General features: G+C 44.4%; 16 protein-coding genes and 1 other RNA gene. 6 read left to right on the top strand and 11 right to left on the bottom strand.

Features of this window, described 5'->3' with window-relative positions:
• The first annotated feature begins 205 nt into the window (after positions 1-205).
• Both L5M29_RS07970 and L5M29_RS07965 read left to right on the top strand, forming a co-directional pair.
• On the top strand, positions 206-571 hold the full coding sequence (locus L5M29_RS07970; RefSeq protein ID WP_028760718.1) for a hypothetical protein: 366 nt from the start codon (positions 206-208) through the stop codon (positions 569-571).
• Positions 572-859: 288 nt separating this feature from the next.
• Positions 860-1,066 (top strand): hypothetical protein, encoded by a 207-nt coding sequence (locus L5M29_RS07965; protein WP_028760719.1) that lies wholly within the window; start codon positions 860-862, stop codon positions 1,064-1,066.
• Between the two features lie 81 nt (positions 1,067-1,147).
• Here L5M29_RS07965 and L5M29_RS07960 read toward each other — a convergent pair whose 3' ends face one another.
• From L5M29_RS07960 to aceB, 3 genes are all read right to left on the bottom strand, one after another.
• The gene (locus tag L5M29_RS07960; RefSeq protein WP_006080843.1) at positions 1,148-1,516 is read right to left on the bottom strand and encodes an acyl-CoA thioesterase; all 369 of its coding nucleotides are present in this window, start codon (positions 1,514-1,516) and stop codon (positions 1,148-1,150) included.
• Positions 1,517-2,051: 535 nt separating this feature from the next.
• Positions 2,052-3,377, bottom strand: coding sequence for an isocitrate lyase (aceA, locus tag L5M29_RS07955; RefSeq protein WP_263167147.1), 1,326 nt, complete (start codon positions 3,375-3,377; stop codon positions 2,052-2,054).
• Positions 3,378-3,517: 140 nt separating this feature from the next.
• Positions 3,518-5,167: a malate synthase A gene (aceB, locus tag L5M29_RS07950; protein WP_263167146.1), complete on the bottom strand. Its 1,650-nt coding sequence runs from the start codon at positions 5,165-5,167 to the stop codon at positions 3,518-3,520.
• An 860-nt stretch (positions 5,168-6,027) separates the two neighbouring features.
• On the opposite strand from aceB, the gene L5M29_RS07945 reads away from it, so the two are divergent.
• Positions 6,028-8,490, top strand: coding sequence for a TonB-dependent receptor (locus tag L5M29_RS07945; protein WP_263167144.1), 2,463 nt, complete (start codon positions 6,028-6,030; stop codon positions 8,488-8,490).
• 92 nt (positions 8,491-8,582) lie between these two features.
• On the opposite strand, the gene L5M29_RS07940 is transcribed toward L5M29_RS07945, so the two are convergent.
• From L5M29_RS07940 to L5M29_RS07925, 4 genes are all read right to left on the bottom strand, one after another.
• A complete protein-coding gene (locus L5M29_RS07940; protein ID WP_105249794.1) occupies positions 8,583-10,352 on the bottom strand; it encodes a monovalent cation:proton antiporter-2 (CPA2) family protein in 1,770 nt (589 codons plus the stop codon).
• Positions 10,353-10,681: 329 nt separating this feature from the next.
• Positions 10,682-12,415 carry a GGDEF domain-containing protein gene (locus L5M29_RS07935; RefSeq protein WP_263167213.1) on the bottom strand — a complete coding sequence of 578 codons (1,734 nt, stop codon included), beginning with the start codon at positions 12,413-12,415 and terminating at the stop codon, positions 10,682-10,684.
• A gap of 63 nt (positions 12,416-12,478) precedes the next feature.
• On the bottom strand, positions 12,479-12,691 hold the full coding sequence (locus tag L5M29_RS07930) for a hypothetical protein (protein WP_263167143.1): 213 nt from the start codon (positions 12,689-12,691) through the stop codon (positions 12,479-12,481).
• A 58-nt stretch (positions 12,692-12,749) separates the two neighbouring features.
• Positions 12,750-13,541: an SAM-dependent methyltransferase gene (locus tag L5M29_RS07925; RefSeq protein ID WP_263167141.1), complete on the bottom strand. Its 792-nt coding sequence runs from the start codon at positions 13,539-13,541 to the stop codon at positions 12,750-12,752.
• A 427-nt stretch (positions 13,542-13,968) separates the two neighbouring features.
• Between L5M29_RS07925 and L5M29_RS07920 the strand changes: the two genes are divergently transcribed.
• Positions 13,969-14,460: an outer membrane protein assembly factor BamE gene (locus L5M29_RS07920; protein ID WP_028760727.1), complete on the top strand. Its 492-nt coding sequence runs from the start codon at positions 13,969-13,971 to the stop codon at positions 14,458-14,460.
• An 89-nt stretch (positions 14,461-14,549) separates the two neighbouring features.
• Here L5M29_RS07920 and L5M29_RS07915 read toward each other — a convergent pair whose 3' ends face one another.
• Entirely contained in the window at positions 14,550-14,882 is a 333-nt protein-coding gene (locus L5M29_RS07915; protein ID WP_263145130.1) for an RnfH family protein, read from the bottom strand.
• Positions 14,872-15,309, bottom strand: a complete 438-nt coding sequence (locus tag L5M29_RS07910) for a type II toxin-antitoxin system RatA family toxin (protein WP_028760728.1) — start codon at positions 15,307-15,309, stop codon at positions 14,872-14,874. Before L5M29_RS07910 ends, L5M29_RS07915 begins: the two co-directional genes overlap by 11 nt.
• Positions 15,310-15,587: 278 nt before the next feature.
• Between L5M29_RS07910 and smpB the strand changes: the two genes are divergently transcribed.
• Positions 15,588-16,079, top strand: coding sequence for an SsrA-binding protein SmpB (gene smpB, locus L5M29_RS07905; RefSeq protein WP_006080832.1), 492 nt, complete (start codon positions 15,588-15,590; stop codon positions 16,077-16,079).
• Between the two features lie 71 nt (positions 16,080-16,150).
• Positions 16,151-16,506: a transfer-messenger RNA gene (gene ssrA / locus L5M29_RS07900) on the top strand.
• A 178-nt stretch (positions 16,507-16,684) separates the two neighbouring features.
• On the opposite strand, the gene L5M29_RS07895 is transcribed toward ssrA, so the two are convergent.
• On the bottom strand, positions 16,685-17,923 hold the full coding sequence (locus L5M29_RS07895; protein ID WP_263167139.1) for a DEAD/DEAH box helicase: 1,239 nt from the start codon (positions 17,921-17,923) through the stop codon (positions 16,685-16,687).
• Positions 17,924-18,022: 99 nt separating this feature from the next.
• Positions 18,023-20,743, bottom strand: a complete 2,721-nt coding sequence (locus L5M29_RS07890) for a putative bifunctional diguanylate cyclase/phosphodiesterase (protein WP_219250111.1) — start codon at positions 20,741-20,743, stop codon at positions 18,023-18,025.
• Positions 20,744-21,064: the final 321 nt, after the last annotated feature.

Here is a 21,064-nt window from a genome sequence, read left to right as displayed (position 1 = left end):
CAAAACTGAGATCTAGCACAAAGTTATTGGCATAAAACTCATGCTAAATAGAGACATGACAGATTAAGTAAATGGTTAATTTTCATGCAGTAACTATCCTTCTCCGTCAAAAAACATCAAGGCTATATAGACTTAATTAATGATTGACCGAATTCAAAAACGATGCCTATGATGGCAACAATATCCTCGAACAGGTAGGTACGCTATGACTGCAATCACCCATGTATATAACTACACAGTTAGATGTCCACATTACAAAGATCCTGAACATCCCGTTACTTGGTTAAATCATATTGAAATGAACCAGTCCTGTGAGATCGCGTTAAATCGCATCACTAAATGGCACGAGCTTTCTGGGGAAAAAACCTTCGAAACGAATAAGTTTGTGGTTCGTAAAGCCGAAAATGAAGATGCTTACTTCTCAATGCAGAGTGACAGACTCAAAAATGACGGCCATGCCTTAGTCACCTTTAAAATCTTTTTAGACGATTGCTGTGACGATGCGGCGCCAGAAGAAATCATGCAGCACCTGATTGAAGACTATCAACAACGCTTAGCCAAACTCGAATAATCTTTGCAGTATTATTTAGCGACCTTAGACGCCAGTGCGCAAAACGCCACTGGCGTTTTTATTTGTCGAGTTCGATAACTCAACCCACGACGTCATTTAATGCTCTTAGTTTCACTCACTCGGTTGATACTCGAACAGAAACATTGCAACAGCGGCTCAGCAGATAATGTCGCCATAGCGTGATTCAGCTCAAGATCTGTTATATTGTCCCGAATGTCATTTTGCACAGTAAAAATGGCAAGGCCCAGTAAATTGAGTTACGAACTTAAATTGAGGATTGGCATCACAATGAATAAAGCGACGCTCATTATTATTCCTTTATTACTCGCTACATCCGCCTGTGCGGATTTAAAGGACGCAGGCCGTGCCATCGGCACAACGACTAAAGAAGTCACCACTGAGATAGGCCACGCGACTAGAGACACGACAAAAGCCATAGGTCATGCTTCACGGGATGCGGTCAAATCGGTAAAAGAAGATTTAACCAAAGACTAATGACAGTGACGCCTAGGCGTCACTGCACATTTTAAGCATCTTATACATTTAAGCATCACGCATTTTAAGCGCCACGCCCCCTTAAGCCGCATTCGCCCGAATACCATGGGGCACAGGCAATCCTTGGGCATTCACATGCACAAACACCATCTTATCTATACTCACCACTGGCGCCTGCGTCATTTTATTGCGTACTTGACAGCTCACGGTAATAGAACTGTGGCCGAGACTCACTAGCTCCAGACCAAACTCAATCACATCCCCTTGATGCGCTGGCGTCATAAAGTTGATTTCAGAAATCAGCTTAGTCACATGGCTGGTGCTCTTCATCTGGCAGGCAGCAAAGATAGCGGCCTCCTCGTCTATCCAACTGAGCAACTGACCGCCAAACAGGGTATTTGCTGGATTTAAATGTTCAGGTTTAACTAAACGGCGACTGTAATATTTCATGGCGGTGACCTCAATGTGAATGCCAATAATCAGCTTTAATGAGCTGTAACTTCCCGTGATATTAAGAGCATTATTCAGGCCACATTTGATAGCTATTAAATAACAATGAGATAGCAATAAGCTGCTGTAAAATAATCCGATTATTGCACCAAGTCGCATCAGAGTTGCACCATATTAATCAGCACAATAGTGAACCAATAAGCAAAAAAATAGCGACTCATAGAGTCGCCAAGCTAAGGCAAGCAAAAAACTTACTGGGTAGGAAGTTAAGTCACAAGGTTTGACTTAAAAACCCGCGCAGCACATGTAGGCGAACTGCACGGGGACAACAGCTGCAAAGCAGCTAAACACAGGCTTACGGGTAACACTCTTTCATACTCAACTCGAGATTTAAGCTGCAAGCTCGGTAACTCATCACAGTCCGCTCTTGCCCTCTATTTCGAGTTTTTAACCACGCCTCACCAGATACATCAGCATAAGGCGTGCTAAGGATTAATCCACAATCACAATGGATCATCCTAAGCGCTTCTACTGCTTAAAACTGTTCTTCTTCGGTAGACCCAGTCAGTGCAGTCACTGAAGAATGGCCACCTTGAATAACCGTAGTCACTTGGTCGAAATAACCTGTGCCCACTTCCTGTTGGTGCGCCACGAAGGTGTAACCTTTCTTCGCTGCTGCAAACTCAACTTCTTGAACTTTTTCAACATAATGCTTCATACCTTCGCCACGAGCATAGTCGTAAGCGAGGTCGAACATGTTGTACCACATGTTGTGGATGCCAGCTAAAGTGATGAACTGGTACTTGTAGCCCATATCTGACAATGCTTGTTGGAAGCGCGCGATAGTGGCGTCGTCCAGATTTTTCTTCCAGTTGAACGAAGGCGAACAGTTATAAGCAAGCAGTTGATCTGGGTACTGAGCATGAATCGCTTCAGCAAAAATACGCGCTTCTTCAAGATCCGGTTTAGCGGTTTCACACCAAATCAAATCCGCATACGGAGCATAAGCCAGACCACGAGAAATCGCTTGGTCAAGACCAGCTTTAACACGGTAGAAACCTTCATTGGTGCGCTCGCCAGTCACGAAATCACGATCGTATGGGTCGCAATCTGAAGTTAACAAATCGGCCGCGTTAGCATCGGTACGTGCGATAACCAGTGTATCGACACCGCTCACATCCGCCGCTAAACGTGCAGCAACCAGCTTTTGTACCGCTTCTTGGGTTGGCACTAATACTTTGCCACCCATGTGGCCACATTTTTTCACTGAAGCTAACTGATCTTCAAAGTGAACACCGGCAGCGCCCGCGTCGATCATCGACTTCATCAGTTCGAAGGCATTTAATACGCCGCCAAAACCCGCTTCTGCGTCAGCAATGATTGGCAGAAAGTAATCAACAAATTTTTCATCTTCTGAATTAACGCCATTGCCCCACTGAATTTGATCAGCACGACGGAAAGAGTTATTGATACGTGATACCACAGCGGGCACAGAGTTGGCTGGGTATAAAGATTGATCTGGGTACATAGTGCCGGCTAAGTTAGCATCGGCTGCCACTTGCCAACCTGAAAGGTAAATCGCTTCGATACCCGCTTTCGCCTGTTGTACCGCTTGACCACCCGTTAACGCACCCAATGAATTCACATAGCCTTTTTTAGCGCCACCGTTAACCAATTCCCATAACTTAGTAGCACCGCGCTTAGCGATAGTATTCTCAGGCACGATTGAACCGCGAAGCGCAACCACTTCTTCTGCGGTATAAGGACGACGCACGTGTTTCCAACGTGGGTTTTCTGCCCAATCTCGCTTGATTGCATCAATCTGCTCTTGACGTGAAGTCTGAGTCGTTGCCTTAGTCATAGTGTCGCTCCTTTCTCTTTGATGTTGTAGCTATCATGAAACTGCCCCCCAGTTTCACTCTGCTAAATTGTTTGGTTGGCGGTAGCCCCGCCACAGCTAAATCTGGTTTACCTAAAACGGTTCAAGCAAATGAGTTCATTCTAAGCTGTCAGCATTTCGTAACCGGGTAAGGTTAAGAAATCGACCAGCTCGTCGGAAGTGGTAATGTCTTCAAGCAACACGGCTGCTTGGGTGAATTTGCCATGGGTGAATCTGTCGCTACCCACTTCTTTTTTCACGTTCGACAGCTCTTCAACCAACATGTCTTTAAAGAGTTGCTTGGTCACGAGTTTGCCGTTTGACAGCGACTTACCGTGTTGGATCCATTGCCAAATTGAGGCTCTAGAGATCTCAGCCGTAGCCGCATCTTCCATTAAGCCGTAAATAGGTACGCAACCGTTGCCGCTGATCCACGCCTCTAAATACTGCAGTGCGATACGAATGTTCAGACGCATCCCCTGTTCGGTGCGCTCACCGTCGCAGGTTTTAAGTAACTCGCTGGCAAGGATCGGTGCGTCTACATCACGGGTAATATGTAATTGATTACAGTGATCTTGGCCTATGTATTCGTTGAAAATCCCCATAGCGGTGTCGGCAAGGCCAGGGTGCGCGACCCAAGTGCCATCGTGACCGTTACGCGCCTCAAGCTCTTTATCTCGACGAACTCGCTGCAATACCGCTTCGTTCTGAGCAGGATCTTTAGCAGGAATAAAGGCTGCCATGCCGCCCATCGCTAAGGCACCGCGTTTGTGGCAGGTCTTAATCAAGAGTCTTGAATAAGCGCTTAAGAAAGGCGTATCCATAGTGACGGCTTGGCGATCCGGTAAGACTCGGTCGCTATGACGTTTTAATGTTTTGATATAGCTGAAGATGTAATCCCAACGACCACAGTTCAGTGCGACGATATTGGAACGTAGTTCATAGAGAATTTCGTCCATTTCGAACACGGCAGGCAAAGTCTCAATCAAGCAAGTACATTTAATCGTGCCCGCTTGCAGACAAAACCTTTCCTCAACAAAAGCAAACACTTTTGCCCACCAGCGCGCTTCAATATGACTTTCTAACTTAGGAATATAAAAATATGGACCACTGCCCTTGGCCAAAAGTTGGCGATAGTTGTGGTAGAAATACAGTGCGAAATCAAACAGTGAGCCAGGAATCGCTTTGCCATTAAACTGCACGTGTTTTTCTTTAAGGTGCAGACCACGAACGCGGCAAATAAGCACTGCAGGATTTGGCCCTAATTTATAGTGCTTACCCGTGTCCGGTGCTGTGTACTCAATATCGCCACGCACTGCATCACGTAGATTGATTTGACCTTCGACGACTTTTTCCCAGCTTGGTGCTAAAGAATCTTCGAAATCGGCCATAAACACTTTGGCATTGGCGTTGAGTGCGTTAATCACCATTTTACGTTCAACGGGACCTGTGATTTCTACGCGGCGGTCAAGTAAGTCATCAGGAATACCGCGAATTTGCCATGCACCATCACGAATAGCGCGGGTTTCAGGCAGAAAGTCGGGTAATGAGCCTTTATCGATACGCGCTTGCTTATCTTTACGTTTAGCGAGTAAGGCGGGTACTTCGTCGGCAAATTCACGACAAAGGGATTCGAGTAAGGCGACAGCCCCTTCGGTAAAGATGACTTCTTGGCCTGGAATGTCACGGCCCACAATATTAAGCGTGGCGTTTGCTGTAGCTTTACCCAGTGTCGAATTCAATTGCTGTTCACTCAAAGTGTGTTCCGTCATCTTGATGCCCTCCCAAGAGGCTCCACTATCACAGGCTTAACGCTGACATATAAAGCAGTAGCATCCCCAATCACCACAGCTTATAAACTCACCAAAAAACCATCAAATGTTTGTTTCGAACTAAAACTTACCGACAAACGTTTGTATTTGCAACAGTCCAAGATTGACAAAAACATGCATTAACCTAGGTAAAAACCATGCTAAAATTGGTCTGACCAAGCAAGAAAATTAACGACAAATAACTGATAAATATTCAATTAAACATTTTAATCACATATGACAATTGCAGTTAAATGAAACTTGTCAGACAACTTTACCAATCAATACGCAAAGTAATTAATTACGTAATTAAATAACCAATAGTAAGTTTATAAATACAGCATTTTTACTCTATTAGACCTAAGTAGAAAATGCTCAACGTTTTGAACTAACCTAGAGGTAAGTCAGATAAAATCATATAAATCATAATGATAAAGACTGTTGCTATTGCTGCAAATTAAAACGACCGTTTCATTTTGACGTTTACGTAAACGAAATAAGTGTCGTGTGCGATTCAAACTAAGTGCCAGGTTGCGTTTCCCGATCAACAAGGTGGGATGTGATGGTTAACTCAAAAAATAAATCACTTTTTTATAAAAAAAATGAAACAAATTTGACATTACAGCGGGATGGAGCTTAGACGCGACTTTTTATGAAGCTTTTCTCCTGCGAGAACCCATATCTTACTTCCTCAAATACATGCCTTTTCGTAACACTTATTCGCAGCACTGCACATTTCAACCACGACATCTGAAACATATGTTGCCAACTTAAATGCAAATCATTACTATTCGCGACCTATTTATTTGGGGGAACCATTAATGAAATCATTTCGTTTGTCACTAACTGCACTCGCCTGCCTTTCCGTTTTATCGCAAACTGCATCCGCCGAAGCTAACTCGGTATCAGCAAATGCTGAAGCCAACGTTGAGCGCATCACGGTTTATGGCAGACAAAACTCAGTAGTGAAGAATTCAGGGCTGGCGACTAAATCCGATATGTCTCTCATGGAAACACCCGCTGCAGTTGTAATTGTTGACCAAGAACTGATCGAAACCCAAGGTACAGATAATCTGCAAGACTTGATCCGTAACATTAGTGGTGTGACTCAAGCGGGTAATAACTATGGCATCGGTGACAACATAGTCATCCGTGGTTTAGGCGCAAATTACACCTATGACGGTATGTATGGCGGTGCTGGCCTTGGTAACACTTTCAACCCCACGCGCTCTTTAACCAACGTTGAATCCGTAGAAGTATTAAAAGGCCCAGCGACTGGACTCTATGGCATGGGGAGTGCTGGTGGCGTCATCAATTTAATTGAGAAAAAACCGCAATTCGAGTCAAAAAACAAATTTACCGCCGAAGTTGGACAATGGGATACCTACTCCCTTGCTCTGGATAGCACGGGCGGTCTGAGCGATGATGTCGCCTACCGTTTAGTGGCAAAATCCGGCCGCAGTGATGGCTATCGCGATATAGGTACAGACAGAGACGAAATCTATAGCGCCTTAAAATGGGTATTAAGTGATAGCCAAGATGTAATGCTTTCAGGTGCTTACATTAAAGATGCTATCGCCGTTGACTCTATTGGCCACCCGATTCGAATTTACAATGCCGATTCAGTCGGCGGTAAGAGCGCGGGCGAGGTCACGTGGCAAGATCTGGTTAATGATCCCAACGGTAATGGTCTACAACTCACCGATGCACAGCGTCAGCAGTTAGCGGCCTCTTTATCTGGCGCTGACGGCTTAACCCCTTATTCGTTTGGAGATGCAGGGCTGATTTCGCCAATGGCGAAGGACAATGAGGGTGAAGAGTTAAGATTTAAACTGACCCATAATATCTATTTCAGCGACAATTTGTTCCTCAATCAACAATTGCAGTATCGCGACTATACGTCAGGTTTCGCCCGCCAAACTGGTGCCTATAACTATGTCTATTGGAAGCGTAACATCAAGATTAAAAACGTACCTACCGACGTGATTAACGAAGAGCCTAGATCGCCTTTAGTTGAAAACGGCGAACTTTATCCTTTTGCTGCAAGACGTCAGGAATACCGTAAAGTGGATGCCGACGAGACTTCGTGGCAGTACTTTGCCGATTTACGTTATGACTTCCAAATTGGCAATATAGACAATGAATTATTGCTCAATGCCAACTATGAAGACCGTAATATTCGCTTCCAGCAATATTCTATCTACGATGCGGATCAAATCTTTAAAAACAAAGATGGCAAAATCATTTACCAAGGATCTCTGCCTTATATATACGACATCCGCAATCCTAATTGGGGCACAGGTAAATTCGAGGACTATGACCCACTCAAAACCGCTAACTATGACAAAAAAGTCAGCGCTTGGGGCGTAGGCTTACAACATGTCAGTTATCTGCCATACGGCTTTACCACGCGTATTGGTGTTGCCTTTAATGAGATTAAACAAGCCTATGAGCACTTTGGTGTTGATCCACGCTATAGCACTAGCCAATCCCAAGCGACACCAGAAGCCGATACCACAGATAACGGTATGACCTATAACCTAGGGTTAACCTACATGCCGATTGAGGATTTATCATTTTTCATCAACCATTCTAAAGGGCGCACCGCTTACAGTGTACTTGATGCAGTAAAAGATAATGCTACCGACCGAGATGATTCAGAATCGATTAGTAATGATTTAGGCATGCGCTTTAAAGCATTTGAGGATCAATTACTTGGCTCACTGGTATTCTTTAAAAGCTCGCGTACTAATGTCGCCTATAACAACCCTGATTATACCAATGGCATATTAACCCCTAATATTCCCGTGTATTTTTACGATGGTAGCGAAGATACTCAGGGAGTTGAACTCGATCTCAATGCCCATCTTAATGATCAATGGCGCATTAACCTCAACGGCATGTACCAAGATGCAAGGGATAAACAAAATCCAAATACTTTAACCTACAATAGCCGACAAAAAGGCGTACCTTATGTCACTGCCAGTGCTTGGATTACCTATGGCGCGGATTGGTTTAGATTATCAAGCCCAATCGAGCTGAGCCTTGGTGCAAAATTTGTCGATGATCGCAGTACGCACTCAAGCTCATTTGGTATTCCAGACGGTTACGTGCCTAGCTATACCGTCGTTGACTCGGCAGTAAGCTACAACGCGGATTCTTGGAAAATCCAGCTGAACATCAATAACCTTTTCAATAAAGACTATTACAGTAAAGCCATGTTCCTCGGTGGTATGCCGGGTGAAGAACGCAACGTCAAACTGCAATACAGCTATAGCTTTTAACACTTAAACATCAGCGTTAAATTTGATGTTGTAAACCAATAAAAAAGAGAGCATTTATGCTCTCTTTTTATATCCAAATCAGAGTGACAACATTAGCTCACATTCTCCCTATCTCCACGCATAAGGGATTCCAACTCTGCCTTACCCTTATTCGATAGATTGATTAACGTCGCTAAATCATTTTGATGGGCTGCGCTAGCAATCACCAGTTTCTTATCATGTTCAGCAAAGATTTTTACCCGCTCGTTGGCTTGTACCTGCGATAAACCTAGGCCTTGGAGAATCTTCTCACTGGCCGATAGCGCCGAACCAAAGGTCTCACGAAACACATCCGTCACCCCAAGGCTCATCAAACGATAAGCATGGTTACGGTCCCTCGCCCGCGCGACTATGTTGATATGGGGAAAATGCGTTTTCACTTGCTGAGCAATTTCAATGGAATCCTCAACACTATCCACGGCAAGCAATAGTAATCTAGACCGAGCAATCCCCGCCGACATCAACATGTCTAAGCGTCTGGCATCCCCAAAATACACTTCACCACCGTATTTACGAATAACATCCACATGACTCGCATCCTTATCCAATGCGACAAAAGGGATACCTGATGAGGCCAAAATACGCCCCGTGATCTGGCCTACTCGACCAAATCCAGCAATCACCACTTCAGATTCGGTGACATTAATCGTATCTGGCAAACGAGTATCCACCACTTTGGCTTTAGTTGCTCGGAACAAAGTAAATAATAGAGGCGTTACTGCCATAGACAAACCAATAGCAAGCACAAGGACTTGCGCAATTTTATCGCCGACAATACCAGATAGCTGCGCCTGAGATAAAAGCACAAAGGCAAATTCGCCCCCTTCAGCAAGGATCAAACCTAGTGCAATACTAGGCCGCCATTTGTGGTGCCGAATACGCCCCAACACCATAAGCACAAAGGTTTTAATCAGCAACATAGCCATTAAAATGCCCAGAATAAGTAACGGATCAGATATCAATAATTTCAAATCCATACTCATACCGACAGCCATAAAAAACAGCCCAAGCAATAAGCCTTTAAAAGGTTCTATGTCAGTTTCGAGCTGGTGCCGATAACTTGAGTTAGCGAGCATAATACCCGCCAAAAATGCCCCCATGCCCGCAGAAAGTCCCAACCACTCCATTAACTCAGCGCTACCCATGACCAGCAATAATGCAAAAGCGGTGAGCACTTCACGCACCCCACTGCTTGCCACTAGTTTAAGGAATTTAGGCAGTAAATATTTCCCCACTAACACAAAACCAACGAGCGCAAGACACGTCCAGTACCAAGGCACCGCATGATGTTCAATCTGAGCAGAATTGGGCGCCAAATATGCTGTCAGCAGCAACATAGGGATAACCGCAAGATCTTGCATTAACAAGACCCCAAAAGCATCACGTCCAAGTGGGGTTGTAAGCAACCTATGCTCACTCATTAACTGCACGGCAAAGGCTGTCGATGATAAAGATAGCGCGGCACCAACCACTAAAGCCGCCTCAATAGACAAGCCAAAGCCCCAAGCCAATCCTCCAATCGCAGCCCATGACAACAACAGCTGACCACTACCTAAACCAAAGATAGCACTGCGAAGTTCCCATAATTTACTTGGATTCAATTCGAGACCCAGCACAAACAACATGAGCACCACACCTAACTCGGCAAAATGCAACACAGCAGCAGGATCAGAAACTAAGGCCATGCCACCAGGGCCTAAAATGATGCCAGCAGCTAGATAGGAAAGGATCGGGCCAGCGCCAAAACGTTTACCTAAAGGAACAAAAATAACCGCCGCCAATAAAAATAGCAGCACCGACGTGAGTAAACTCGACTGTTCCATGAAGGCTCCAACGGAAAAAGGAATGCGCATTGTTCTATGTAAGGACCCAGCAATAGCTAGGCAATTATCAGCTATGATATCCCATTTATTTATTAACAAGGTCAAGGCAATTCATTAAAAATGAGAAATTTTGATACGAAAAACACTTAAGCGTAGAGGAAATCAACTGGAGCAACAAAGCTGAGTAAAAGAGCACTTAGAGACACCTTAAACTGTTATCGCATTTTGTGAGTGACTGCAAAATAAAAAACGAGCAATAAACTAAGGAAGGATAAAACCAGTAAGGGCTTGCCAACTCTGGATGAGACTAAATGCTCACTCGACTTACATTACACAGAGGGCGATGCAATATGACGCCGTAAATCAGTTGCCTGCTTGTCACATTTTAATATGTCAGAATAGCGAACTACGGTGTTGCGGCCATTGGCCTTAGCGGCATAGAGTGCCATGTCGGCTCGGTGGAATAATGGATCTAAACTCAGATCATCAGCCATTAAACCGCTCACACCAAAACTTGCCGTTATGACGAACTTATGCCCTGAATGTTGGGTATCAATGGCCTCGATACGAGCTCGACATTGCTCCGCCACTTCCATGCCTTTCTCTTCATCGGCATAAGGTAATAAAATTGCAAACTCCTCACCGCCGATACGAGCAAAAACATCACCATTTCGGATATGGGATTTAAGGGAGTCAACCACCTTTTTAAGCGCCCAATCGCCAGTTCCATGACCAAAAGAATCGTTGATACGTTTGAAGAAATCTAAATCGAATAAAATGACACAGAAATCCCCGCTACGAGCCATGGCTTGCACAAAAAGGTTTTCTCCCAACTCTTGCCCTGCACCACGATTCAATATGCCTGTTAAGGCATCCATTCTCGCCATACGCATAAACTTACGTTTCTGCATCTGACCTACGGCTAACAAAATCCCAAGGAAGAACAGCCCACCCACTAGAATAGTGATAAACATCAGCATATTGGTGTATTCCCGCTCTTTTACCATTTGCTGAGCGATGTAAAGTTCACGCTCTTTATTGAGTAAATTGATTTCACGCGCCTGTTCATCAGCATTAAACTTAGCCGCCTGATAAGCGAGGGTTTTCATTCTAGATTGGTCAAAAATCAATTGATTATAATATTGTTCTTTTCTTGTGTATTCATAGGCTTGCTCAAATTGTTTATCCGCCACCATCAGTTCGGCAAATACCTTATATGCAATATGCTTATGTTCGATGTAGCTATTATCATCGGGGAATGAAAGCACTTTAACGGCGTGACTTTTCGCTTGAACCTGCTCATCCATGGCAAAGTAATTCTCGGCAAGTAGTGCATGCACATGGCTGATTTCTAACTGAAATTGAAAAGCTTCATACCCTTTTAAAGCTAATAGTAGAATCGCTCTCGCACCTAAAAAGTCGCCCCGCTCCTGCCAAACCATAGCTTTGCCTTTTATCGACATAGTCGCCAGAAGGGGGAATTGCTTCGCATCACAGTATTGACGGCTATCTTCGAAGGCATCGAAGGCGTCGGGATTTTTCACGCCGAGTAAATAAATAGCGCGCAGCAATTTGGCATGGCAAATATCGCGGACATCGGTTTCCTTTGCGAGTTGTAACACCTTATAGGCATAAAGGCCCATATCACTATAAGCGTCCATTTCGGAATAAATATTGGCAATTCTTAGATATGAGTGCCGTTTAATCGTGACATCATCAATATTCACCACTAGGGCTAATGCTTGAGCGACTGCAGCCAAGGCTTTGTCATAGTCACGCAGACCTATATATACCGTGGCTTTGTAACTATAAACTGACGCCAATAAATCAGTATTTGGCACTAAGGTTTCGGCTTGGTGTAGATCATCTAACGCTTTAGTGTATTCACCAGTGAAAAAATAACCTATCGCTCTATCTATCCTCAGTCGTCCTTGTTGTATTGTAGTTAAACGACTGAATTCTTTCTCATATTCGGCAAGTTTTTTCTGCGCAGCACTAAGATCAGATTGCAGTAATACATCAAGCTCATTGAGTGCCTGATCAAAATAGAGAGAGTTAGCCATCAAAGCTGTCGAACACAAGGCGAAGATGGCTAATAGGGCACAACGTAACCGTTTCAAGATGAGTTAATTATTACCATGATTGACTAAAACAAATGTTTGATAATTTTGGTCGCCACTCAAAACTTTTAGTTTTGTCATATCCCCTGTTATTACAGCGCTAATTTCTTCATCAGTTAACCCATGGGCGCGCATTACGGCCTCCGGGTCCTGTTGATACGCTTCCATCAGTTGTGCATCTTGACCTAACTGGGTAAAAAAATCCGATAATGCAGACATACCTTTCCTTATTTATATGATGACTCCCGAATTCAGCTCAGAAGTACAGCACTCACAATTAGCCTAAATCTTCAGGTCTAATGCCTAATTTAGTTAAAATAGCATAGTTGTATTCGAGTTTTTTTGCTGGCGGGATCAGTAAAGTACTGATCGGAGACAAGTTTGCCTCGGGCAGCTTACTCAACGGCAAATACTCAATTCTAGGGGCTTGAACTGGCAGATTAGCAGCTTCGTAGATCACCACTTGATGATCTCGCGGATACCATTGATTCAGTTGTTCAACCAAAATCAGCAGCCTGTCACTCGTAGTATGAAACTGAGTTAAGGTATGTTCACCAGCAATCGCAATTTGCCATAACAATAAATGGGTTGTCGGATCGGGCACATGATTAAAAAACATAAACTGGCTAGCTTCAAAGCTTTGATGGCCAGAGCTGCCGGGGTCAATACCCAGATCAGCCCATAAACACGCCTCGGCCGAAATCCCCGGCTCCATCTTCGCTGAAAACCCTTCTGCCCTCGCCCGTGTAATCGCCATATGGGAAACACAGGCAAAGACTCCAGGATGACCATAGAGCGCACAAACGGTTTTTTTGCCAGCCCTTACGGCCTCCAATATAGAATTAACCATTTGTTCGTAGGTTTCTCGGCGATTTTTAACTTCACCATTTTGTGCATAAAACGGCTGTAAATTGATGACATTGGGATTAATGTTCTGGATCCAACGCTGCGAAAAACCATCGGGCAAGAGTGAAAACACGACATCAGCGTGCTCAATATAACTACGACTCATCACACTGATCTGTCCGGCCAGTTGTAAACCCGTACCTACACAAACTAAAGAACCCAATGCATCTATCCCACTATTTTATTTCGAAGACTGCAAACTCACGACAAAAAGCCACAGTACAAGAACACAATAAAAACATATCGGTAACTTTAATCTGATTTTAACGAGATTACTATGTTTATCGCCACACATACTGTCTATCGACTTACTAACTAATTGCTTGGCTTTAAAGAAGAAATCGCTCACATTTACTCTTTCCCAATCCAGCCAACAGTAAACCTGTACGGCTCTGAAGCAGAAAATCATACTCTTAGCCCCATATGACTTCAGCGAATAAATATCCTTAAAGATTGAGAACTAAAGCCAACATACTGGGTCGAAAAGTCACACAATTCGATCTATGACGGTAGCAAAGCCCGATTGCCCTTGTCATGAGGGGGAATGCTTGGGTATTATGGCCGCCAGATTTTCAGAAGTAGCGCATACAATGATCAATAAAAAGCAAAGTCTTACCCTACTGGGCGCTGTGGCGCTCTCTGTTTCGCTCAGTGCCTGTAGCGTGTTCGATTGGTTGATTTATAAGCCTGACATTCCACAGGGCAACTACATGGAACCGCAACAAGTTGAAAAGTTGCGCATTGACATGACCAAAGAACAAGCCGAATACATTCTCGGCCGTCCGGTATTACGAGATAGTTTTGCTGACGATACTTGGTACTACGTGTATCACTACAAGAGTGGGCGTGATGCCAGCATTACGCATAAAGAACTCATACTGCACTTTACGGGCGATAAACTTACCTCAGTGAAAGGCGATTATGAACTGAGCAAAGAATTTAGTACGCCGCTAGAACAAAGCAGCTTGCCAACAGGTAATAAAACTGAGCTAGTGCCACAAATTCCAGCACAGCGCGCCGATGAAAAGCCATTAGTGAAAGAAAATCAAGCTGAAGCGCAAGTTCAAAAACCAATTAAGTAATATCCTAAACTTTGCTTATGCTCTTCTCAGTCAATCAAATACAAAAAAGCGCCCAAGGGCGCTTTTTTATGGAGCAATGATGTCAGTATTTAAGCCCGTCCGCCCGTCACTTTATTCGCGCGGCCTTCATCTTTAGCTTTATCTGCTCGGCGACGACGCACATCCTTAGGATCAGCAATCAAAGGACGATAAATCTCAACCCTTTGCCCCGGTAAAATCACTTGGTCATGCTTAATCACATTACTAAACACACCGAGCTTAACCGTGTCTAAATCGATCTCAGGAAAAAAGCTTACAATGTTACTTAAACGCACAACCTCAATCGCTGACGTGCCGGGATTCACATTCACCGAAATCACTTTTTGCTGTGTAGGCAAGGCGTAAACCACATCAACTACAAACTTATCTGTCTCATTTGTCACTGTAAATCACCTTAGCGCGACTCGTAAATGCCGTCACCATTGATACCATAAGATCATTAAACACTTTACCAAAGGCCATATCGGCTAACGAACTTGAAAACTCAAAACTCAGCTCGAACTCTACCTTGCAGGCCTCTTCAGTCAGCTCAGTAAAACGCCACTGCCCCAATAAATGCTTAAAGGGCCCATTTTCCAATGTTAAATCAATACTCTTACCAGGAACCACTTGGTTGCGAGTCGTAAATGTCTTACGGATCCCCGCTTTACTCACATCAACAGATGCCAGCATAGTCTTGCCATCAAATTCTAAGACTTTGCCACCCACACAACCGGGTAAAAACTCCTTATACGACTCGACATCATTCACTAAGTCATACATTTGCATCGCACTAAAACGGACTAACACACTTCGAGAAATTTGCGGCATAGGACTTAGTACTCTTCACTAACGTATTCACAGCGACCTAAGCAAACTCAAACGCACGAAAAGAACGCACGTGCAATAAACAACTTAGGCCAGCAATCAAAATTTGCACGGATTTTATCACGATACGTAAAAAACGCACCCCTTGTGCACTTAAGCTGATACTCAACACCCTAATCACGTTCAAAAAAACAGCAACAACACGATAGAGGCTTGAAATTAACTAAATAAACCCTTATATCAATACCAAATTGATTCACCGTGCGTATAATGGCGCCACTATGGTAAAGAAAAATTCAAGCAAAGCCGCGCCTGCGACTATCGCACGTAATAAGCGCGCAACCTTCGAATACCGTTTCGAAGAGAAAATGGAAGCCGGCCTATCCCTCATGGGATGGGAAGTGAAATCTATCCGTATGGGTAAGGTCAACTTGTCCGACTGTTACGTATTCCTGAAAAATGGCGAAGCCTTTATGCATGGCTGCACCATTATTCCCTTGAATACGGCATCGACACACGTTGTCTGCGATCCCCTACGTTTGAAAAAGCTGCTACTCAGCCGTAAAGAGCTAGATAAACTAGCGGGCTTAGTTGAGCGCCAAGGCTACTCTATTATTCCTATCTCAATGTACTGGCGTAAAGGTGCATGGGTGAAAGTGGAAATTGGTCTAGGTAAAGGTAAGAAAGATCACGATAAGCGCGAAGATACTAAAGCGCGTGAATGGGAAGTTGAAAAAGCCCGCGTGATGAAAAAAGAAAAAACGCACGGATAATGAACAAACGATTGAACTTGAAGCAAATGATGCTAGGTGATCATAGTGCTACGGGTTACAATCAAATTCTTGGGGGCGATTCTGGATTCGACAGGATTCACGAAACCCTGGGAGCATGCCGAGGGGCGGTTGGCCTCGTAAAAAGCCGCACAGTTATAGTTGCAAACGACGATAACTACGCTCTAGCAGCTTAGGCTAGCTAGCCATCTGACACAGGTCTCTCAAATGGGCGGTGTATACAGATGGTCATCTTACATTTGATAGCGAGGGAACTCCGTCCGGGGGTGAACCGCGAAATAGTACCGGACTCGCCCGATGAAATCCTGTCTTTCGGAGTTTATTCGGGTTAATTAAAAGAGAGACTAAGCATGTAGTGCCTTGGATGTAGGTGTTCTGGACGCGGGTTCAAGTCCCGCCGCCTCCACCAATTTTACCAGAAGGGCTTAACCGCAAGGTTAAGCCCTTTTTGTTTGAACTTTCAGGCTATTTTGAGCTATCAATTCAAATGCGGCGGCGGGAACTGAACTGGCGTCGATAAATGAATCATGTCACCACTTGATCTAATCTCTATTAGATTCAGCCATTCAGACGCCGCACCTAAAAAACTACCTTTTTCCCTTTCCACCCAAAGCGCGCTTTTTAGCACGTTGTTTTTGCGCCGCTTTGCCGTTACGTCTAGGTTCGGTATCCATCTTATTAAAGTCGGGTTCGAAGCCTAGTAACCATTGTTGTGGTAGACGCTTGTCGAGCACAACTTCAACTTCTTCCAATAATAGGGCGTCCTCTTGACTAAAGAGAGTGATGGCAAGCCCTGCACTGCCCGCTCGACCTGTGCGACCGATACGATGAATATAATCTTCAGCGATAAAGGGTAGCTCAAAGTTGATCACATATTTAAGCTCGACGATATCTAGGCCTCTGGCGGCGACATCCGTTGCCACTAGCACTTGGATCTTACCTTGTTTAAATTCCTGTAAAACTTTCTCGCGCGCGCCTTGGGACAAGTCACCGTGAAACGCCTGAGTGATAATATCGGCTTTATTGAGTTGCTGAACCAGTTTATCGACGCCTTGCTTAGTGCGGCTAAAAATCAACACTTGATGCCAGTTTTTACTGCGTACCAGATGGCTAACGAGTTCGGTTTTACGGTCGGCGTCGACGGCATAAACCACTTGTTCAATTTCGGCAGCGGTCGTGTTGCGCTTGGCAACTTCAATCAACTTGGGATCGCGCAGTAAGGTTTTACTTAAGCTGAAAATAGCGGCATCTAAAGTGGCAGAAAATAACAGGGTTTGCCTATCACTCGGTACTTGCTTGAGCACGGCTTGGATCTCATCCATAAACCCCATGTCGAGCATACGGTCAGCTTCATCGAAAACAAGCACACTCAATTGCTTAAGATTTAATGCACCTTGTCTAAGGTGATCAAGTAAGCGACCCGGAGTTGCGATTAACACATCAATCCCTGCATTAAACACGGCGACCTGCGCATCGATACTCACGCCGCCGTAGGCGATGCCGATACGAATATCAGTCCCTTTAGCGTACTTAACAAAACTCTGCTGTACCTGCACTGCCAGTTCACGTGTCGGCACTAAGACTAATGCGCGTACGGGTCTCACAGCCGTTAACTCTTGCGAAGGGCTGAGTGTCATCAAATGATGCAAGATAGGCAAGGCGAACGCAGCGGTTTTGCCTGTACCCGTTTGGGCGCCAGCCATCACATCCCGTTTAGCTAAGATGGCAGGGATCGCTTCTAACTGGATAGGCGTTGGCGATTCATAGCCAAGAGCCGCTAGGGTATTCACTAACGTGGAGTTTAAGGATAAGGCACTAAAAGACATTGCGGTTAACCACTGAAAATAATGGCTAGAATTTTAGCAGACACAAACCCAAGCGACTAGCGGCATAGCGCTAGTCCTATTGTTATATGCAAACTTGTTTTACGATAAAAATGCGTCGAGATCTGCAGCTAGTTGCGGACGACTAAAAAGGTAACCTTGGGCTTGATCGCACTGGTTTTGTTGTAGGAAATCAGCTTGCTCTTTAGTTTCAACCCCTTCGGCGATAATTTCCAGCTTCAACGCATGTCCAAGCGCAATCACAGCCTTAGCGATAGCGGTATTGTTGGTATCGAAGGGAATGTCTCGCACAAAAGATTGATCAATTTTCAATTTATGAATAGGCAGTTTTTTCAAATAGTTGAGCGATGAATAGCCAGTACCAAAATCATCAACCGATAATTCGATACCCAGATCGCCAAGTCGCTTTAAGTCACGGATAGCAAGATCAGGGTTCTGCATCATCACACTTTCGGTCACTTCAAGCTCTAAATGCTTGGCGGGCAAACCCGTTTCAGCTAAGACACGTTTCACATCATCCACAAAGGAACTGCGCTGTAACTGTTGTCCTGCCACGTTCACGGCAATACGGCCAAAATGTTTGCCTTCACTAAGCCAGCGCATGCCTTGACGGCAAGCGGTTTCTAAAACCCATAAGCCAATTTCATGGATAAGACCTATTTTTTCTGCCACAGGAATAAATATCGCGGGAGAAATCAACCCCAGTAGAGGATCGTGCCAACGCAGTAATGCTTCAAATCCCACGGTTTGTCGAGTCACTAAATCAAGTTTTGGCTGGTACATTAAGTACAAAGCATTTTGCTCAATCGCGCCATAGAGGGCACTTTGCAGCTTAAGATGTTCAAAAGACTGTTGAGTTAAGGACTCAGTATAGAAAGCATAATTATTGCGGCCATCATTTTTGGCGCGATACATGGCTGCATCGGCGTTACGCAGTAAAGTGTCCGCATCGGTTCCATCATTCGGATACAAAGAAACGCCCATACTCGCCGTTAAACGTAAGTGGTCGCCCGTGCTCACAATAAAAGGTTGCTCAAACACTTGGCGCAATTGATTTATGGCAACTGCGGCATCTGCACTATTGTCGATCCCTGAAATCAATGCCACAAACTCATCGCCACCAATCCGTGATAACACATCCTGATCACCCACTTGACTGCGTAAACGCTTGGCAAGCTCGACCAACATCTCATCGCCTATACTGTGGCCAAAACTGTCGTTGATATGCTTGAACAGATCGACATCAATCATCACAGTCGCTAATTGCAAATTCAGCCGCTTAGCTTGTCGCACTTCTTGCTTAAGCTGCATCATGAACTTCATGCGATTGGGCAAATGCGTTAGCGGGTCAAAATACGCTAAGTGCGTGAGTTGCGCTTCATTCTCTTTCTGGGCTGAAATATCGGCAAATACAGCGACAAAATAACGCACATCTCCAACGTCATCATAAATAGTGCTTATGGTGATATTTTGCGGAAAAATCGTGCCATTTTTACGCCGATTCCAAATTTCGCCATTCCATTTACCTTGAGTAAGCAAGGCATTCCAGAGTTTATCGAAAAAATCTTTATCATGCCGACCCGAACTAAAAATCCGAGGATTCTGGCCGAGTAACTCTTCCCTCACATAACCTGTGATCTCAAAAAATGCACCGTTAACGTCGGTAATATTGCCATGCCGGTCGGTCACAACCACACCTTCAACCGAGTTTTTAAACACATTGGTCGCCAGTGTCAGTTGTTCTTCAACTGCTTTATGCTTGGAGATGTTGCGAGTCATACCGATAACGCCCACGAGCTCACCCAGGGCATTGAGTGTTGGGAGTTTTAGCGTTTCTAGCCAAAGATGATTTTTAGCTTCACTGCCATCTAAACACTCAGCGACAATGATAGGTGTACCAGACTCGATAGCGAGCCTATCACCCTCTAGAAAAATCTCTGCAATATCAGCACCAAAGAGTTCAACATCGGATTTACCAACAATCTCACTACGGGGCATTTCCCACGCATTCTCAACACTACGATTGCAAAGAGTGTAAATGCCAGCGGCATTTTTCATCCAAATATGTTCGTCAAAACTATCGATAAAAGTTTGTAAATCGACCGTATCGACACGACTCGATGAACCTCGGCTTAATGTTTCAGCCGCATTATGTTGGCTCAATATCTCGCCTAACTGGTGTTGAATGCTATCGCTGATAAGCTTAGTGAGTTGTAGCGTTTTTGAATCTACGCCGTGAGCCTCGTTATGATAGAAACATAAAAAGCCAAAATTAGCCCCAGATGGCCAAGCGAGAGACAAACAAATCACGCTGCCGACTAAGTTGCAAGTGTGCCAATCTGAGTGCTGCCGAGTATCCATAATTAACAGAGGCTCACGTACCTGCTCAGTTAGCTGTGATACAGATAATGCAGCCGTGATTTGATGACTGCCTAATCGGGGCAATGCTGAAATTGGCTCACTCAGGCAGGACAACTTAGCATTACTTAGAGGAGGAATAGTAGGTTTATCAATAACATCAAAGGGATTAGGAACGATTTTAGATGGTGTGACCATTGAGGGCATCACAACGGACTGGCTTATAACAGGCTGGGTGTTAGCCAAATGATTGCCACTTAGGTGGCTGAGTATTGCCTGTATTTCACTTTCAGCCGCAGAGTCTGAACTTAACATGCTGCTAAGTTCACCCGCAGCATTCCATGCTAATAACATTGCTTTACTGCTTGATATCTCAGCGACTAAATTTAAGTCACTCAACCAGTTATCCAGCTGTTGCTGCGTAATAGGTACATCTATCATCATCTTGCCAACTCAGATCTCGTTACTGCTCAATTGGCCTACGGCGAGAATACCGTAAGACCTTAAACACATGCCCAATATTGCTACAGAGGGAAAACGTTAACCAAGCAGTAAAATCTCATAAAATTTTACGTTTAACATCAAATCAATACATCTCAATTGGCACTAAGGTTGGATCTAAAACTTACTCCATCATATCCACCTTTTAGGGTGGTAGAGGTCAAACCATCAAAATTCACACTAACTTACTCACACTCAGCAGACTGCTTGCACGGGTAAATCCAACTAACATTGCATTTGCTACTTTAGCACAAAATTTTAGTG

This window comes from Shewanella sp. SM95, assembly GCF_025653595.1.
Lineage (GTDB): Bacteria > Pseudomonadota > Gammaproteobacteria > Enterobacterales > Shewanellaceae > Shewanella > Shewanella oncorhynchi.
The sequence above is the reverse complement of the archived record's forward strand: the minus strand, read 5'-3'. Positions and strand labels throughout refer to the sequence as shown.

Excerpts from the sequence above, each read along its gene's own strand:
- L5M29_RS07965 (WP_028760719.1), top strand. The coding sequence starts at position 860 with ATGAATAAAGCGACGCTCATTATTATTCCTTTATTACTCGCTACATCC.
- aceA (WP_263167147.1), bottom strand. The coding sequence starts at position 3,377 with ATGACTAAGGCAACGACTCAGACTTCACGTCAAGAGCAGATTGATGCA.
- L5M29_RS07890 (WP_219250111.1), bottom strand. The coding sequence starts at position 20,743 with ATGATGATAGATGTACCTATTACGCAGCAACAGCTGGATAACTGGTTG.
- L5M29_RS07970 (WP_028760718.1), top strand. The coding sequence starts at position 206 with ATGACTGCAATCACCCATGTATATAACTACACAGTTAGATGTCCACAT.
- L5M29_RS07945 (WP_263167144.1), top strand. The coding sequence starts at position 6,028 with ATGAAATCATTTCGTTTGTCACTAACTGCACTCGCCTGCCTTTCCGTT.
- L5M29_RS07920 (WP_028760727.1), top strand. The coding sequence starts at position 13,969 with ATGATCAATAAAAAGCAAAGTCTTACCCTACTGGGCGCTGTGGCGCTC.
- L5M29_RS07940 (WP_105249794.1), bottom strand. The coding sequence starts at position 10,352 with ATGGAACAGTCGAGTTTACTCACGTCGGTGCTGCTATTTTTATTGGCG.
- L5M29_RS07910 (WP_028760728.1), bottom strand. The coding sequence starts at position 15,309 with ATGCCGCAAATTTCTCGAAGTGTGTTAGTCCGTTTTAGTGCGATGCAA.
- smpB (WP_006080832.1), top strand. The coding sequence starts at position 15,588 with ATGGTAAAGAAAAATTCAAGCAAAGCCGCGCCTGCGACTATCGCACGT.
- L5M29_RS07960 (WP_006080843.1), bottom strand. The coding sequence starts at position 1,516 with ATGAAATATTACAGTCGCCGTTTAGTTAAACCTGAACATTTAAATCCA.
- aceB (WP_263167146.1), bottom strand. The coding sequence starts at position 5,167 with ATGACGGAACACACTTTGAGTGAACAGCAATTGAATTCGACACTGGGT.
- L5M29_RS07895 (WP_263167139.1), bottom strand. The coding sequence starts at position 17,923 with ATGTCTTTTAGTGCCTTATCCTTAAACTCCACGTTAGTGAATACCCTA.
- L5M29_RS07930 (WP_263167143.1), bottom strand. The coding sequence starts at position 12,691 with ATGTCTGCATTATCGGATTTTTTTACCCAGTTAGGTCAAGATGCACAA.
- L5M29_RS07935 (WP_263167213.1), bottom strand. The coding sequence starts at position 12,415 with ATGGCTAACTCTCTCTATTTTGATCAGGCACTCAATGAGCTTGATGTA.